Raw genomic sequence first — 15,215 nt, 5'->3', positions numbered from 1 at the left:
CCGGCTTGATCTTATCCTTTGCCGCGGGCCTGCGAAAGCGGCCCCGCGCCCGCGCCAGGGAGGCGCAGCAGGCGGGGAGCCGAAGGCCTTGGGCCCATGGGCGAGGCCGGCCAGCCGCACCCGCGCAGGGTAGGTGCAGAAAGCGAGGAGGCGCCGGGCGGCATGGCCTTGTTGCCACGCCGTCCGGCGCCTCTGCCCTGTGCGAGGGGCGGGACTCGAACCCGCACGGGATAAACCCACACGCCCCTCAAACGTGCCTGTCTGCCAGTTCCAGCACCCTCGCACGGCCGCCCGGCCCTTCCGGGCCAACGGCTTTCTGGATGGGAAAGGCGGACAGGATTTCCTGTCCGCCGGTGCCGAAGGTGGGATTCGAACCCACACGGGCGTAAGCCCACGGCGCCCTGAACACCGCGTGTCTGCCAGTTCCACCACTTCGGCATGCTCGCCGCCGGTTCGACCGGCTGTGCAGTTCGTAATATAGCACCTGCATGCGCCCGGCGCAAGCCCCTCCTGGCCGGCGGCGGGGCGATAGCGGTGGCGGTGAGGAAGGCCGGGCCTACCGGCCCAGGCGCTCTTCCACTGCCGCCGTGCCGGCCGCCGCCAGTTGCTCCACCCTGCCCCATACGGCCGGCAGGTGACGGTAGAGCCAGCGGTAGACCCGGTAATCCCGCAGCACGCCGGCGACGAAGTGGCGGGTCTCCGGAAAGGGGATCTCGCCCGGCCCCTGGGCGGGGTGCCAGTGGCCCCGCGCCATCCAGTCTTCCACCGTTCCCTCCCCACCGTTGTAGGCGGCCAGGGCGGCCACGGGATCCCCGCCGAACCTGTCCAGCAGGTATGCCAGGTACCAGCACCCCAGGCGGAGGTTGACCTCCGGCTCGAAGAGCCGGTCCGGGTGGAATCCCTCGATCCCCAGGCGGGAGGCCGCCCACGCACCCGTCTCGGGCATGAGCTGCATCAGGCCGCGGGCGCCCCGGCTGGATACGGCGCGGGGCTCGAAACCGCTCTCTCGCCGGATCACCGCCGCCACCAGCAGAGGGTCCAGCCCGCACGCCCGGGCTTCCCGCTGAATCAACGCCGCCATCGGCACGGGATAGGCCGCGTACAGGACGGCCATTGCCACCAGCGCGGCCACGGCCAGGGTTGTACCCCACCCCAGCCAGCGCACCATGTTCAGCACCCGCTGCCTCCCTCCGCACCGGTACGGCGACCGGAACCCGCCCGGTCCCCGGGACGGTCGCCGGGCCTGGAGCCCTGCCGGGTCGCGGAGCCCTCTTCACGCAACACGTGCCGCCGCCACGCCGCCTCCACCTGGCGGCGGGTCGCCTCCAGATCGCCGCCGTTGTCGATCACCACATGGGCCCGGGCCGCCTTCTCCTCCAAGGGCATCTGCGCCGCCATGCGCCGTTCCAGTTCCTCCGGGGAGAGGTCGGGATCCCGCTGCCGCAGCCGCTGGAGGCGCACGGCGCGCGGGGCGGTGACGACCCAGACCTGGTCGACCAGCTTCTCGGCCCCGACCTCGAAGAGCAGGGGCACGTCCCACACCACAGCCGGATGGCTTCCCGCCGCCATCAGGGCGCCGATGCGGTCCCACGTGCGCTTGCGAATGGCGGGATGAACGATGCCCTCCAGCGTCTTGCGCGCCGCATCATCGCCGAAGACCCGGCGTCCCAGAGCCCGCCGGTCCAGGGTGCCGTCAGGACGCAGGATGCCGGGGCCGAAGGCTTCCACCAGCCTGGCCAGGGCCGGCTCGCCGGGTTCGACCACCGCGCGGGCGATGGCGTCGGCGTCCACCACGGCGGCACCCAGGGACGCCAGCATGGCTGCCACGGAACTCTTGCCGCTCCCGATGCCGCCCGTCAGACCGATCAGCAGGGGCCGCCGGGCGGCGCGGGCGCCGCCGGCAGGCATCACAGGTCGACCCGCCGGCCGCCCAGTTTCTCCAGAGAGCTCTCCCGCAGCGGCTTTTCGGAGCTGATGGTCAGCCGCCAGCGGCCGCCTTGCAGGGGCTTGATGGCCAGTTCCCCCGTCACGCCCAGGTTCTGGCGCAGGCGCTGCACCGCCGCCTCCAGCTTCTTCTCATCTTCGAATTCCAGGGCCACCACCATCATGGGGCCTCCCTCCCATCCCCGCTTGGGCGATGCCCGACGGCCACCGCGATGATCCCGCCCGGATTATACCGCCTGCCGGGGCCGGCGGCGAAAGCCGGGTGCCAGGCCGCATGCCGGCAGCCGGCCGCCGCCGGGCGCCTGCCTACCGGATGCGGGCACCCGCTCCCTGCGTGCCGGCACCCGCCTGCCTGCCGGATGCCGATATTTTTCCTATTCTGTTGAACCCATGCCCGATGACCATGGATTCAATAATGCCACGGAAATGGCGACTTTTTATAATTTCGACGACAACCGTAGATATACGTCCCGTTCGGAAGCGAGGAGGGAATGAAATGCGGGCTACAGCGATGGAGCAGGCTACCCCGGCGGCCCGAAGCTTTACCGGCCGGGCCGGCCGGAGCCGGCGGCCGGGACTGCCCCTGGTGGGTGCGGCCCTGGCGCTGGCCTTCGTGCTCTCCGGGCCGACGGCGGCCCTGGCCATCGCCGCGAAGCCCTCGGAGAAGGGCGGTGTCGCCGGGGCGGCAGGGTCCGGTCCGGTGGCCGTGACGGCGAAGGCAATCCCGGCCAGGGCCGGCGAGGACGAGGAGGCCGCCGCCACGGGTGGCCTGGTGGCAGCGGTCCAGCTGGCGGAGGAGCGGGCCGCGGACCGGGCCGATAAGGCCGGTGCCGGGACGAACCCGGCCGGCCCGTCGACCCAGGTGAGCGCGGCCGCCGGTAAAGGCCGCCAGGAGGCTGCGGGAGCCGGTTCGTCCCGAGAGCGCGGGCGCACCGCCGGCAAGCCGCACACGGCGGCGAGGGCCGGGCAGGCCGGCTCCCGGGCCCAGGTGCAGGAGCGCGCCATGCACCTGACCCCGCGGGAACTGCGGCTTCTGGCCCAGATGATCGAGGCGGAGGCCGGCGCCGAGCCCTATGAAGGCAAGGTGGCGGTGGGCGCCGTGATCCTGAACCGGGTGCGCAGCCCCCTGTTCCCGGACACTGTCGAGGAGGTCATCTTCCAGCCCTGGCAGTTCGAACCGATTCTCAACGGCTGGTTCTGGCGGGAGCCCAGTGCTGCTTCCTGGCGCGCCGCCCGGGACGCCGCCCGGGGCGTGGACCCCACCGGTGGGGCCCTCTACTTCTGGAACCCGGCCAAGTCCGGGTACCAGCCCCACCTGGAGTCCCGCCCCAGCGCCGGCTGGATCGGCAATCACCGCTTTGCCTACTGACGCCTGACGCCTGGGTAAGTCGCGGGCGTTCGGTCCGAAGCGAAGTCCTTCCTTCACCGAGCGGCGGGTGCTCGTCACGGCACCCGCCGCTGTTTTTTGACTTCGAACAGGTAACATTTTGCTAATGCCTGCGAATATTGCAGTTTTCTATAATTCGTTTCGTCCATGTTACATCCAGATTTCTTCCGGGGAGGGAGAAGCATGGCGAATTGTCGGTGGCGGCGCGCGCTGGCCGGCCTGCTGGCCGGGGTGAGCCTGTCCGTCCTGGCCGTGATGGGCAGCACGGTCCCGGCGGCGGCCTCCGAGGGGGGTCCGGCCTTCGTCACCCATTACGTCCAGCGCGGCGAGACCGTCTGGAAGATCAGCCGCAAGTACGGGGTTCCGATGGAAGACATCGTCCAGCTGAACCGCCTCCCGTCGGCCAGCGTGGTCTGGGCCGGCACCTACCTGGCCATCCCCAGGATCGACCGCTACGACATCTACACCGTGCGCCGGGGCGATACCCTGTTCAAGATCGCCGGCGCCTATGGGCTGACGGCCGCCGAGCTGCAGCAAGCCAATGCGCTGGCCGGCGACCTGATCCTGCCCGGGCAGCGGCTGATCGTTCCCCTGGGTGGCTCGACGGGCGCGCCCTCGGGCGGGAATGCCGCGCCGGCACCCGCGCCGGCTCCCTCCCGGCCGCAGGCGGGCGGAGCGGGGGTGCGCGCGACCGACTATGAACTGCGCCTGCTGGCCCAGATGGTCGAGGCCGAGGCCGCCGGCGAGCCCTACGTGGGCAAGGTGGCCGTGGCGGCCGTGATCCTCAACCGGGTGAAGAGCCCGCTGTTCCCCGATACCGTGGCGGACGTGCTGTTCGAGCCGTACCAGTTTGAGCCGGTGCTGAACGGGACCTTCTGGCAGGAACCCAGCGCCGAGTCCTGGCAGGCGGCCATCGACGCGGTCACCGGCTGGGACCCCACGGGCGGCGCCCTCTACTTCTGGAATCCCGTCAAGTCGGGCTACCAGCCCTTCCTGGAGAGCCGGCCCAGCGCGGGCTGGATCGGCAACCACCGGTTCGCCTACTGAGGTTCCCGCACCACCCGGCGCCGGCCGTTGCGGCGGCAGGCACCATCCAGCACCGGCCCAGGGCGCCGGACGGGGTGGACGCAGGGATTGACGATGCAGGACTCGATAGGGTACGGTCCCCGGCCGCCGGCTGGGGACCACAGGCAGGGGCGGGGACTCAGGGTCCCCGCCCCTGGCGTATCTCCGGTGGGTTCCCGGCCGTTGCCTGCGCCGCCGGCGGCGCAGACCTTCCGCTCCCCCGCCGGTCTTCGCGCCCCTTCTGGCGCCCCTTGTCCCGCCCGGTTGCCTTCCACGATTCGGCCGGCCTCCAGGCGGCCACGCTAGTAAAGTCCAACCCCGGCCACCGGCCGCAGCGGGAACTGCCCGGGACCGGGCCGCCGCGGGGTCACGCCGCCCGCCGTCCACGGTGCGGACGGTCCGCGCGCGTGCCGGCGGGTTGCCAGGCGGCGGTCCGGACGGGGCCGAACCGGCTCGGGCCGGTTCCCGGCACGGGTTCGGCCTGCTCCACGGAGTGCGCCCCATGCAGTGCCGGCGATGGGGGCGGGGACCCGAGACGGGGTGGGCCGGCAAAGGAGCGGGAAGCGATGACAGGACCAGATGGCAGGCCGCGCCCCGGTGAAGGGCGCGGTGCTCCGACGAACCAGGGAGGGAGCCAGGGCGGGGCCCTGCACCCGGGCAACCCGGAGAGCGCGGCCAGCAGGCCGGCCCGGGCGAGGTCGAACGGCCGCCGCGGCCGCCCGGTTCAACCGGAAGCGGGGGCCCCGGAGCGCGACGATCTGACCGCTGCCGGCGCACCGGCCTCCTTCACCGACGACGACCGCTGGATCGACGAGCTGGAGGAACTGGCGGACAGCCAGGCACGCGCCATGGGCATCCGGCCCCAGGTGGAATTCGAGGTGCCGGGCTTGCGGGTGACCGCGGACATCGGCGGGGAGGAGCCCGGCCGCACCGCGTACGGCGCGCCGGAAGCGACCCGGCCGGCACCCGGCGAGGGCGGGCCCGCCACGCCGCCCGGGGCCGGCCGCCGGCCCGGCGCCGGCCCCGGGGCCGGGCACGGCGGTGCACCAAGGACCCGGGGATAGATCCCGGGATCCGCCCCGCGGGTCAGATGGGGTCAGGCGGCAGGGAGCCGGTTGCCCGGCCGGCAGGCTCAGCTTGTCCAGCCGCGCGGGCCCGAGCACCACCCGGATCCGCTCGGCTGGCAGCGAGGGCAGTAGTGGCTGGTGCGGCCGGCCAGGCGAAGGGCTGCCACGGGGGTGCCGCAGCGGGGGCAGGGGTGGCCCTCCCGGTCGTAGACCGCCAGCCGGCGGGCAAACCGGCCTTCCCGCCCCAGCCCGTCGCGGTAATCGGAGAAGGTGGTGCCACCGGCCGCCACCGCCTCCCGCAGCACCCCGCGGATGGCCCGGGCGAGGCGCGCCACCTCCTGGCCCGTTAGGGATCCCGCCGGCCGGGCCGGGTGGAGGCCGGCGCGGAAGAGGGCCTCGTCGGCATAGATGTTGCCGAGCCCCGCCACCACCCGCTGATCCAGGAGCACGGCCTTGATGGGCGCCCGGCGCCCGGCCAGGCGCCGGCCCAGTTCGGCGGCGCCGAAGCGGCGGCTGAGGGGTTCGGGCCCAAGGGTGTAGAGGCCTCGCAGGCCGGTTCCTGCATGGGTTCCTTCCCGGCCCGCCCGGCGCCCCGCCGGCCGGCTGCGGGCGCGGGCCAGGGGGTTGTCCGGCATCAGATACAGCCGGCCGAAGCGGCGCACGTCGGAAAAACGCAGTTCCTCCCACGGGCGGCCCGGACCTGGCTCGAGTTCGAACACCACGTGGGTGTGAGGCGGCCGCGGCTCGCCCCGCCGCGCCAGGGTGAGCCGGCCGGTCATGCGCAGGTGGATCGCCAGCCACAGCCGCCCGGCGCCCGGCCCGGCCGGTCGAACCCGCCTCCCGGCCGGCGCTTCCTCCGCCCCGGCCGTTGGGGCCGTACCCCCAGCGACCCGCCCCGGACCTGCGGGGGCATTGGACCCACCCCCTGCCGGTGGGGGAGAGCCCCCACCCGGAGCCTGGCCCCCGGCCGGCGCGCCCGGGGCGCCCGGAGCGGCCGTCCCGCCGGCCCGGGACCCCACGCCGGCGGGCACGGGCGCCGGGGCCGGTTCGTCCGGGAGCACGGGCGTGGTGTTGGGCCCGGACCTGGCCGCAGGATCCCCCGCCGGCCGGTGCAGCTCGATGAGCAGGTACTTGCCCCTGCGGGCAAAGCGGCGGAAACGGGCTCCCTCCAGGGCGGCCTGAAAGGCCTCCGGCCCGATGGCCTCCCCCCCGGCACCGCATACCACCTCGGGCCGCAGGACGTGGACCCGGGTGATCCGGGCGCCGGCCAGATGGTGTTCCAGGTCGCGCCGGATGGTCTCCACCTCGGGCAGTTCAGGCACCGGCGTCCACGGCCTCCATCTCGTACCAGTTGGCACCGGCCTTGACCTCGACCACCAGGGGGACGTCGAGGCGGAAGGCGCCCTCCATCTCCCGGCGCAGCAGGGCGGCCACGGCAGCCACTTCCGCGTCCGGGGCCTCCACCAGCAGCTCGTCGTGGACCTGCAGCACGATGCGGGCCCGCAGCCCCTCTTCTGCCAGGGCCCGGTGGACGCGGATCATGGCCAGCTTCATGATGTCGGCAGCGGTGCCCTGGATGGGCGTGTTGATCGCCACCCGCTCGGCGTTCTGCCGGATGTGGAAGACCCGGTGCCGGATCTCGGGCACCGGCCGCCGCCGCCCGAGCAGCGTGGTCACCTCGCCCTGCTGGCGCGCCCGCCGCACCGTCTCCTCCATGTACCGCTTCACGCCGGGATACCGCTCGAAGTAGCGTTCCATGAAGCGGCGGGCGTCGGCGCGGTCGATGCGCAGGGCGCGGGCCAGCCCGAAGTCCGTCTGGCCGTAGGCCAAGCCGAAGTTCACCGCCTTGGCCACCCGCCGCTGCTCGGGGGTCACCTGCTCCAGGGGCACCCCGAAGATCTCGCTGGCCGTCCGGGCGTGGACGTCCTGTCCCTGGGCGAAGGCCTCCACCAGGCCGGGATCGCCGCTGTAGTGGGCCAGGACCCGCAGCTCGATCTGCGAGTAGTCGGCGGCCACCAGCCGGTGCCCCGGCGGCGCCACGAAGGCGCGGCGCAGGGAGCGGCCGGGTTCGTCCCGGATGGGGATGTTCTGCAGGTTGGGCTGGGTGCTGGAGAGCCGGCCCGTGGCCGCCACCGTCTGCTGGAAGGTGGTGTGGACCCGGCCGTCGGGGCCGATGTGCTCGGCCAGCCCGTCCACGTAGGTGCCCTGCAGCTTGACCAGCGACCGGTATTCCAGCACCAGCTCGGCGATGGGGTGGTGGGCCGCCAGGGTCTCCAGGACCTCGGCGTCGGTGGAATAACCCGTCTTCGTCTTCTTCACCACGGGCAGGCCCAGCCGTTCGAACAGGATCTGGCCCAGCTGCTGGGTCGAGTTGATGTTGAAGGTCTCCCCCGCCAGCTCGTAGATCTGCTCGGCCAGCTCCTGGCTGCGCCGGGTGAAGAGGCGGCCCAGCTCCTCCAGCTGGCGCCGGTCGACGGCGATGCCCGCTTCCTCCATGGCGGCCAGCACCGGCACCAGGGGCAGCTCGATCTCCCGGTAGACCCGCTCCAGCCCCCGGGCGGCCAGCTCGGCCTCCACGGCGGGGCGGAGCCGCGCGCACAGGGCCGCATCCCGCCCCAGCAGGGAGGAGGTGCAAACGGCGGGGTCGCCGGGGCGGTCAGCGGGTCCCTCCTCCAGGTCCCAGCCGAAGAACTGGCGGGCGGTGTCCACCAGGTGGTAACGGTTGCGCACCGGGTCCAGCAGGTAGGCGGCCAGCTTGAGATCCGCCACCGGCGCCGGAAGAGCGGGCCGGGCGGCCCGGCGGGACGCGGCTTCACCCCGCGAGCCCTCCCCGGCGGGCGTGGCGGCACCCGGAACCTCCCCCGCGGCGCCCGCCCGGCGGAGCAGCCACCGGTACAGGGGCTTGAGGTCGAACCCGGCCAGCGGCCGGCCGGACAGCGCCCCCAGGACGCGACCGGCCGCGTCCCCGTCGGCGTCCTCCGGCTCTCCCGCCAGCCAGGCGCCCACCCTGCCCGCCGCGGCCAGGCCGAGGCCCGCCAGCACGGCGCCGGCACCCCCCTGGGGACCTTCCGCCTCCCCCAGCCAGGCGGCGACCACCGTCACGCCACCGGCGGCCGCGGCGGCATCTGCCGCGCCAGGGTCCGGAGGAACCGGGGCGGTACCGGCGGCGGGGCGGCCCAGGACCTCATCGAGCCAGGCGGCCACGTCCCCGGCGGACAGCTGGTCGACCTGAGCAGGAAGACCCGCTCCTTCTTCCCTGGCCCCTTCTCCCCGGGCGCCTTCTTCCCCGGCCTCCTCCTCCCCGGCTCCCACACCCCCCTGGGCCACGGCGGCCGTCCCCGGCGCGCCGGCGGCACCGCCTGCACCTTCACCGGGCGGTTCCGCGGCCACCTGTCCGGCCTGGGGCGTGCGCTGGCCCAGGCCCAGGCGGTCCACCAGGCTGCGGAACTCTAGGCGCAAGAGCAGGGGCCGCAAGAGCCCGGCATCGGCAGGCCGGCGGCACCAGCGCTGGGGGTCGAAGTCCACGGGCGCGTCGGTGCGGATCCGGGCCAGATCCCGGCTCAGGCGGGCCTGATCGGCGTACTCTTGCAGCGCCTGGGGCAGCTTCTTGCCCCCGGCCGCCTCGGGGTTGGCCAGCACGGACTCCAGATCGCCCAGCTGCTGGATCAGCTTGAGGGCGGTCTTCTCGCCGATGCCCGGCACGCCGGGGATATTGTCCGACGGGTCGCCCATAAGCGCCTTGACGTCCAGGTACTGGGCCGGGTCGATCCCCATCTCCTCCCGGATCCGGGCGGCGTCATAGCGATGCACGTCGCTGATGCCGCGCCGGGTGAGGAGCACCTCGATGCCGTCGTCCACCAGCTGTAGCACATCCCGGTCGCCGGTGACCAGCAGCACCCTGCCCACGCCCGCCTCCCGGGCGCGGCGGGCCAGGGTGCCCAGGAGGTCGTCGGCCTCGTAGCCGTCGTGCTCCACCATGGGGATCCCCAGGGCAGCCAGGACCTCCTTGACCACCGGGAACTGGCTGCGCAGGTCGTCGGGGGTTTCGGGCCGGTGGCCCTTGTAGGCGGCATACCGCTCGACCCGGAAGGCGGGCAGCCCCCGGTCGAAGGCCACCACCACGTACCGCGGCCGCTCCTCCTCGAGGAGGCGGAGCAGCATGGTGAGAAAGCCGTAGACGGCGTTGGTGGGCAGGCCGTCGGCCGTGGTCAGGGGAGGCAGGGCGAAGAAGGCCCGGTACATCAGGCTGTGCCCGTCGATCAGGACCAGCTTGTCTTCGAGTTGCTCCGGCTCGGGCGCCAGCAGTTCCTGGGGCCGGGATGGGGCACCGGTGCCCCGGCCCTGGGAGCGCCCCGTCCCTCCCCGGCGCCCGCCGCCGGTGCCACCCTCATTCCCCGCCGGCGGGGTCTTCGCCCGCCCGGCCGCCGGCCGGGGCCGCGGTCCTCCTGACCGGGTCGCGCCCCGCGACCCGCCCACCTGTGGCTGGCGATCGGCGTCCATCGGCCTTGCTGCCCCCTCCCCGTGACAACCGCGCCCGGCGGCTGCCGTGCCTCCGTGCCCGTCGTGTCCCCATGGGGTGACGGGGTTCGTCCCGTCCATTGTAGCACCGGCCACCGCCGCTCCGGCCGTGCCGCGGGGCCTGGGGGCGTCGCCGGTCTCGGACAGAAGAGCCGGCTTTTCCTGAACCGCCCTGCTGTGCTGGGAGCCGCCCTGCGGTCTTCCAGGATGTCCGTCCAAAGCAGCCGGGCCCTCCGGCCGCCTGGCCGGAGGGCCCGGGGCATCCCCGATTCGCGGGCCGCCCAGTGGACCGGCCTCAGGGGCCCCTGCCTGCCGGCGGCCCCTGCCCCACGGTGACCGGTCATCCTGCGGCACCCCGTGGACTCGCCGGCGAGCCGCAGCACTGCCGTCCCTATCCCACGGGGCCGCAGACCGGTCACCCCATCCTGCACCGGTCCACCGGAGACCGGTCAGCGGGGTCCTGCGCCGCCATCCACCACCCCGCCCTGACCGGCAGCGCCGGCGGGACCCGCCACCGGACCGGCCACGGGTCCTAACGGTAGCTGGCGTCCAGGTGGTAGCTCCCCGAGCCCGCGTAGCTGTAGACCTCCACCCGGTAGGTACCCGTGGCCGACGGCTGGTAGAGGATCTGCTCCTGCCGGGCCGTTCCCTCGGAGCGCGCCACCAGGCGTCCGGCCGGATCGTACAGGTAGAGGTCGAAGTCCGGGCTGCAGCTCCAGATGCCGCAGGTGGGGTTCGAGGCCATGTTCATGGTCAGGCCCAGGGGCCGGCTGGCGTCGGTGACGGTCACGCTGTAGAGGTCGCCGTCCCCGCTGCCCGACAGGGATCCCGACCAGTAGGCGTGCTGCAGGCCGTCGCTGAAGCTACCGCTGTACCCGCCGGCGGCCTTGACCGCGTTGTAGGCGATGCTGATGCCGGCGCCCCAGTCGATGTCCTTGCCTCCGGGACCGAAATCCTTCACGTTACCCGAGGCGGTGAGCAGGCTCTTCACCTGGGAGGGCGTGAGCCCGTAGTTGGCGTCCAGCATCAGGGCCGCCGTGCCGGCGATGAAGGGCGTGGCCATGGACGTTCCGCTGTAGGTCACGTACCCGCTGGTCGAACCGGCCTTCGCCGCCGTGATGTTGCGGCCCGGGGCGGTCACGTCGGGCTTGACGCGGCCGTCGGCCGTCGGCCCGCGGCTGGAGAACTCGGCCAGGACCCAGCCCCGCTCGCCGGGGTCGTAAACGGCCCCCACGGTGACGGCGCCGGTCGCCGCACCAGGGGCCCCGATGGTGCAGCGGTTGGGCCCCTCGTTGCCCGCCGCCACCATCATGACGATCCCCGCCGCCACGGCGTTGTTCACCGCCGTCGACAGCGAGTCGGTGCCGTCGGAGCAGCCGGCGGCCCCCAGGGACATGTTGCCGATGCGGATGCCGTAGGTGTCCTTGTTCCGGACCATCCAGTCGATGCCGCTGAGGATCTGGGAGGTGGTGCCGCTGCCCTGCTGGTTTAGCACCTTGATGCCCACCAGCGCCGCACCCGGCGCCACGCCGGCGTAGGCGGCGTTCCCCTCGCCGGTGCCGGCGGCGATGCTGGCCACGTGGGTGCCGTGGCCGTTGTCGTCGTAGGGGGTGGTGCGGCCCCGCACGGCGTCGTACCACCCGATCACCTTCCCGCCGTCCAGGTCGACGTGGGCCGCGTCGATGCCCGTGTCGATGACGGCGATCACCACGTCGGTACGGGAGTAGGCCGTGGGCCGCCCGTCCCGGTCGCCCGTCACGCCGAAGTCGCTCCAGGCCTGGCGGACCCCGGTCCAGGTGGTGGCGGTGCCGAGGTGGGCCTGGACGGGCCGGTCCGGCTCGATGGCCGCCACCTCGGGCTGCTGGGCCAGGGCGCGGATCTGCCCAGGGGTCAGGCGCGCCGCGAATCCCTCCAGGGCGTGCTGCCAGGAGGGACCGGCCGCGAAGCTCCCCACCGCCGCCTGCCACCGGCCAACAAGCCGGTGCACGCCGCCCTCCCGTCCCAAAGTCCCGGGCTGCAGCCGGACGATCACCACCTGCCGGTCGCCAGGTAACGCCTGGGCCAGCCAGTCCTCCAGATCCTGGCTCACCCGGTCCCCGTCGGTGTCCGTCAGGATGGGCGGAATCCCGGCGGGCCGCGCCGCCCTGGCGGGCTCCTTTCCGCTTGCCGCCGCGCCGTCGCCGTCCCCACCGGCTGCCGCCCCGGGTCCGGATGGCGCCGAGGGAGCACCGGCCGCTGTGACCGTCACCGCCGAAAACAGCGGGCTGCCGGCCCCCCGGCCCGGCCCCGGCGACGCCGCCACGGCAGCCAGCGCCTGGCCCAGGGAGAGCAGGATCAGGCCCCCGGCGGCTGCCCAGGCCACCACCCGGCGCCGCCAGGACGGGCACCGAGGATCGACCCCTGTGGGTACGGGATGACGCCGTGTACCCATACAGCATCCCCTCCTTGCAGGATCTGGGGATACCAATTACGAGGTCTTCCCCCGGTCTCCTTGGTGCCGCAGGCCCAAATTTGCAGGTCTGGGGTCCCTCCGCCTACGGGAGACGGTCCCAAAGGGGAGCTTCCACCGGCTGAAGGGGAAGGTCTCCCTCGCTCCCGGCGCCGGGGGGTCGCTTCCGGCCCCGCCGCCGGCCCGCAGGGGTGCCGGCGCTGACGGGCCCCCCGTCAACGTCCCCGCCACCGCCGCCAGCTGCGCCAGGCCAGCAAGCCGGCACCGGCCAGGACGGCGTACGGCAGCACCACCGCCACCCCCACCAGCGCCAGGGTGGCCAGGGAGGCGAGGGACCGCAGCGAGGCCTGCCAGGCCAGGCGGACCCGGGTGAACAGGTCGCCGGCGGGGGGTGCAGGCTGCGGCGCCAGAGCCTCGATGGCCAGCTCGATCCGGGCCAGGCGCATGGCCTGTTCCCAGTAGCGGACCTGGCCCTCCAGCTGCTCGATGTCCCCCCGCACCCGCCACAGCTCCTGTTCCACCTTGAGCAGCTCCTCCACGCTGCCCGAGCGCCCGGCCAGCTGCCGCAGCCGTTCCTCCTGCGCCCGGAGGTTGGCCAGGCGGGCCTGGGTATCCACCCACTGGCGGGAGACGTCTTCGGCACTCAGGGCCCTCAGATCGACCCGGCCGTCACCGGCCAGGTCCGCCAGGCGGTCCATGGCCTCCTCCAGCCGGTCGTCGGGCACGCGGAGCACCAGGTAGGCGAAGCGGGCCGGTCCTCCGCCCTCCAGCTGCGCCTGCTCGGTGAAGCCTCCCAGCCGCCGGGCCACGGCCTGCGCCTCCCGGAAGGCGGGCTCCACGTCCGGCACGGCCAGCTCCAGGCGCCCGGAGCGGATCAGCCACGGGCCCTGCTGGTCCCGACCCGAATCCGTAGCCAGGAGGCCGGCTTCGGCGGCGTCACCGCCCCGGGGTCCGGGAGCCGGCACGCCGGCGGGGTCCGAGGGCCCGGCTCCTTCAGCCGCTCCCGGCCCGTCCCCGAATCCCTCCGCTCCGGCCTCTGCGGCCTCCCCCGCGCCCGCCCGGTTCGCCGTCACGGCCCCGCCGTCCCGGAGCCCGTCGCGATCGGTCGCCACCGCAGGGCCGCCGGCGGGGGTGCCCGCCGTTTCCAAGGCGGGCAGGCCCTGCCGGCCCGGAGGGGTGCTTTGCGAGCCGGCCGGGCCGTCACCTGTGCCGCCGAACCGGCCGGCCAGGAGGACCAGGGCCACCATCGCCGCGGCCGCCAGCACCGCCGGCAGGGGCCTGCGCCCCGGCCCGCGCCCCGGAACCCAGCGGCGCCCTGGGCCGTTGCGGCCCCCGTGGCGGTCCCCTTGCTCCGGGCCGGGCCTTGCCGCCGGTTCGGCCCTTTCCCCGGGTGCGGGCCCCACCACCGGCTGTCCCGCATCCGGCCGGTGAGCTGGTGCGGACGCTGCCGTTGCGGGAGAGGGGACGCCGGCCGGGATCCCGGTCCGGGCCAGGATGGCCTCCAGCAGGCCGGGCGGCGGCTCCACGGGCTCCAGGGACGCCAGGGCCATGCGAGCCTGGGCTTCGGCTTCCGCCAGAGCCCGGCACCGGGGGCAACGGGCCAGGTGGCGCTCGACGGCCTGCCGCCGCTGCGGCGGCAGCTGGGCGCGGGCGTCGCCGTCAAGCCAGCGGACCGGGTGGAGCCCCAGGCCCGGGAAACCGGCCAGGAAGTCGATCCAGGACCATCTCATGGCATCTCGCCTCCGGTTCCCGGCGCCCAACCGGCGCGGATCAGGGCGTCCCGCAGCAGCAGGCGGCCACGGTGAATCCGGGACCGCACCGTTCCCGGGGGCAAACCCAGGACGGCGCCGATCTCCTCATAGGACAGGTCGTGCAGGTCACGGAGGACGACCGCCACCCGGAACGGCTCGGGCAAGCCGGCCAAGGCGGAGGCTACGGCCTGGCGGATCTCCCCCGCCAGCACCGCCGCTTCGGGACTGGAGCCCGAAGCGAAGGCATCCGGGAACCGGGCAGGGTACCGCCCCGCACCTTCCCCGCGGCCCCCGCTCCCGCCCGGGAGGGCGCTGCTACCGGTCCGGGTGCCCCCGCCGCCAGGACCCGGCGTGGCCCCGGCACCCGCGGCACCGGCGCCGGCGCCGGTGCCGCGGGCTTCAGCGGGTGCGGCGGTTGCGCCCCGGCCGCCGGGCGGCCGGCCGGGTTCGCCGGCCGGGCCGGGTTCGTCCCCTACCCCGCCCGCGGAGGCCTCGGTACCGGGCCCTTCGGCGGGGTCCGGACCGGGCCCCAGGCCCGCACCCCTCCTGCGGGTGGAACCCGGGTGAAGGTCGCCGTGAAGGTCGCCCCACGGCCAGGGTCGCCGGCGGCGCCGGCGCAGCTCGTCCTGGCAGGTATTGACGGCGATCCGGTAAAGCCACGTGCGGAACCGGGCCTGGCCACGAAAGTGGGCCAGCCGGGTGAACACCCGGAGAAAGACCTCCTGGGTGGCGTCGGCCGCGTCCGCCGGTTGCCCCACCAGCCTGAGGCACAGGTTGTAGACCAGCCCGTGGTGCCGCCGGACCAGGTCCGCAAAGGCTTCGTGGTCCCCCTGGCAGGCCCGCCGGACCAGGTCCTCGTCGGAGGCCTGGTCGCCGGCCGGAACCGGGGGGTTGACGGCCTCACCGCCGGGCGGGGTCCCTGCGGCCGCGGGCCCGGCAGCCAGCCGCCCGCCCTCGCCGAGGTGCATCGCCGTCCTCCTCTCTGCACCGCCTTGGACGCCAGGATCCCGGCGCCGGTTCCCGGGGACGGCCAC

Annotated in this window: 11 protein-coding genes and 2 tRNA genes; 3 read left to right on the top strand and 10 right to left on the bottom strand. The window is 74.2% G+C overall.

Annotated elements, in window-relative coordinates; all coding sequences use genetic code 11:
• Positions 1-200: 200 nt before the first annotated feature.
• From DYI95_RS01900 to DYI95_RS01880, 5 genes are all read right to left on the bottom strand, one after another.
• Positions 201-283, bottom strand: a tRNA-Leu gene (locus tag DYI95_RS01900).
• A gap of 71 nt (positions 284-354) precedes the next feature.
• A tRNA-Leu gene (locus DYI95_RS01895) sits at positions 355-438 on the bottom strand.
• Between the two features lie 118 nt (positions 439-556).
• Positions 557-1,168, bottom strand: a complete 612-nt coding sequence (locus DYI95_RS01890; RefSeq protein WP_243149906.1) for a lytic transglycosylase domain-containing protein — start codon at positions 1,166-1,168, stop codon at positions 557-559.
• A gap of 2 nt (positions 1,169-1,170) precedes the next feature.
• Positions 1,171-1,908 (bottom strand): dephospho-CoA kinase, encoded by a 738-nt coding sequence (gene coaE / locus DYI95_RS01885; RefSeq protein ID WP_116901128.1) that lies wholly within the window; start codon positions 1,906-1,908, stop codon positions 1,171-1,173.
• The gene (locus DYI95_RS01880) at positions 1,908-2,108 is read right to left on the bottom strand and encodes a hypothetical protein (protein ID WP_116901079.1); all 201 of its coding nucleotides are present in this window, start codon (positions 2,106-2,108) and stop codon (positions 1,908-1,910) included. Before DYI95_RS01880 ends, coaE begins: the two co-directional genes overlap by 1 nt.
• Before the next feature lie 332 nt (positions 2,109-2,440).
• Between DYI95_RS01880 and DYI95_RS01875 the strand changes: the two genes are divergently transcribed.
• The 3 genes from DYI95_RS01875 (at position 2,441) to DYI95_RS01865 (ending at position 5,460) form a co-directional block, all read left to right on the top strand.
• Positions 2,441-3,313 carry a cell wall hydrolase gene (locus DYI95_RS01875; RefSeq protein WP_116901080.1) on the top strand — a complete coding sequence of 291 codons (873 nt, stop codon included), beginning with the start codon at positions 2,441-2,443 and terminating at the stop codon, positions 3,311-3,313.
• A 201-nt stretch (positions 3,314-3,514) separates the two neighbouring features.
• On the top strand, positions 3,515-4,378 hold the full coding sequence (locus DYI95_RS01870; protein ID WP_116901081.1) for a cell wall hydrolase: 864 nt from the start codon (positions 3,515-3,517) through the stop codon (positions 4,376-4,378).
• Between the two features lie 584 nt (positions 4,379-4,962).
• Positions 4,963-5,460 (top strand): translation initiation factor 2, encoded by a 498-nt coding sequence (locus tag DYI95_RS01865; protein ID WP_116901082.1) that lies wholly within the window; start codon positions 4,963-4,965, stop codon positions 5,458-5,460.
• A gap of 68 nt (positions 5,461-5,528) precedes the next feature.
• Here DYI95_RS01865 and mutM read toward each other — a convergent pair whose 3' ends face one another.
• The 5 genes from mutM to DYI95_RS01840 form a co-directional block, all read right to left on the bottom strand.
• Positions 5,529-6,785, bottom strand: a complete 1,257-nt coding sequence (gene mutM / locus DYI95_RS01860; RefSeq protein ID WP_116901083.1) for a bifunctional DNA-formamidopyrimidine glycosylase/DNA-(apurinic or apyrimidinic site) lyase — start codon at positions 6,783-6,785, stop codon at positions 5,529-5,531.
• Positions 6,778-9,963: a DNA polymerase I gene (gene polA / locus DYI95_RS01855; RefSeq protein ID WP_116901084.1), complete on the bottom strand. Its 3,186-nt coding sequence runs from the start codon at positions 9,961-9,963 to the stop codon at positions 6,778-6,780. Before polA ends, mutM begins: the two co-directional genes overlap by 8 nt.
• Before the next feature lie 550 nt (positions 9,964-10,513).
• Positions 10,514-12,412 carry a S8 family serine peptidase gene (locus DYI95_RS01850; protein ID WP_116901085.1) on the bottom strand — a complete coding sequence of 633 codons (1,899 nt, stop codon included), beginning with the start codon at positions 12,410-12,412 and terminating at the stop codon, positions 10,514-10,516.
• Between the two features lie 233 nt (positions 12,413-12,645).
• Positions 12,646-14,160 (bottom strand): DUF4349 domain-containing protein, encoded by a 1,515-nt coding sequence (locus DYI95_RS01845; RefSeq protein WP_116901086.1) that lies wholly within the window; start codon positions 14,158-14,160, stop codon positions 12,646-12,648.
• Positions 14,157-15,149: an RNA polymerase sigma factor gene (locus DYI95_RS01840; RefSeq protein WP_158556076.1), complete on the bottom strand. Its 993-nt coding sequence runs from the start codon at positions 15,147-15,149 to the stop codon at positions 14,157-14,159. The genes DYI95_RS01845 and DYI95_RS01840 overlap by 4 nt, the downstream gene beginning before the upstream one ends.
• Positions 15,150-15,215: the final 66 nt, after the last annotated feature.

Source organism: Thermaerobacter sp. PB12/4term (genome assembly GCF_003403315.2).
Lineage (GTDB): Bacteria > Bacillota > Sulfobacillia > Thermaerobacterales > Thermaerobacteraceae > Thermaerobacter.
The sequence above is the reverse complement of the archived record's forward strand: the minus strand, read 5'-3'. Positions and strand labels throughout refer to the sequence as shown.

Coding starts and splice junctions, on each gene's coding strand:
- DYI95_RS01890 (WP_243149906.1), bottom strand. CDS start 1,168: ATGGTGCGCTGGCTGGGGTGGGGTACAACCCTGGCCGTGGCCGCGCTG.
- polA (WP_116901084.1), bottom strand. CDS start 9,963: ATGGACGCCGATCGCCAGCCACAGGTGGGCGGGTCGCGGGGCGCGACC.
- DYI95_RS01870 (WP_116901081.1), top strand. CDS start 3,515: ATGGCGAATTGTCGGTGGCGGCGCGCGCTGGCCGGCCTGCTGGCCGGG.
- DYI95_RS01880 (WP_116901079.1), bottom strand. CDS start 2,108: ATGATGGTGGTGGCCCTGGAATTCGAAGATGAGAAGAAGCTGGAGGCG.
- DYI95_RS01845 (WP_116901086.1), bottom strand. CDS start 14,160: ATGAGATGGTCCTGGATCGACTTCCTGGCCGGTTTCCCGGGCCTGGGG.
- DYI95_RS01875 (WP_116901080.1), top strand. CDS start 2,441: ATGCGGGCTACAGCGATGGAGCAGGCTACCCCGGCGGCCCGAAGCTTT.
- DYI95_RS01865 (WP_116901082.1), top strand. CDS start 4,963: ATGACAGGACCAGATGGCAGGCCGCGCCCCGGTGAAGGGCGCGGTGCT.
- DYI95_RS01840 (WP_158556076.1), bottom strand. CDS start 15,149: ATGCACCTCGGCGAGGGCGGGCGGCTGGCTGCCGGGCCCGCGGCCGCA.
- coaE (WP_116901128.1), bottom strand. CDS start 1,908: ATGCCTGCCGGCGGCGCCCGCGCCGCCCGGCGGCCCCTGCTGATCGGT.
- DYI95_RS01850 (WP_116901085.1), bottom strand. CDS start 12,412: ATGGGTACACGGCGTCATCCCGTACCCACAGGGGTCGATCCTCGGTGC.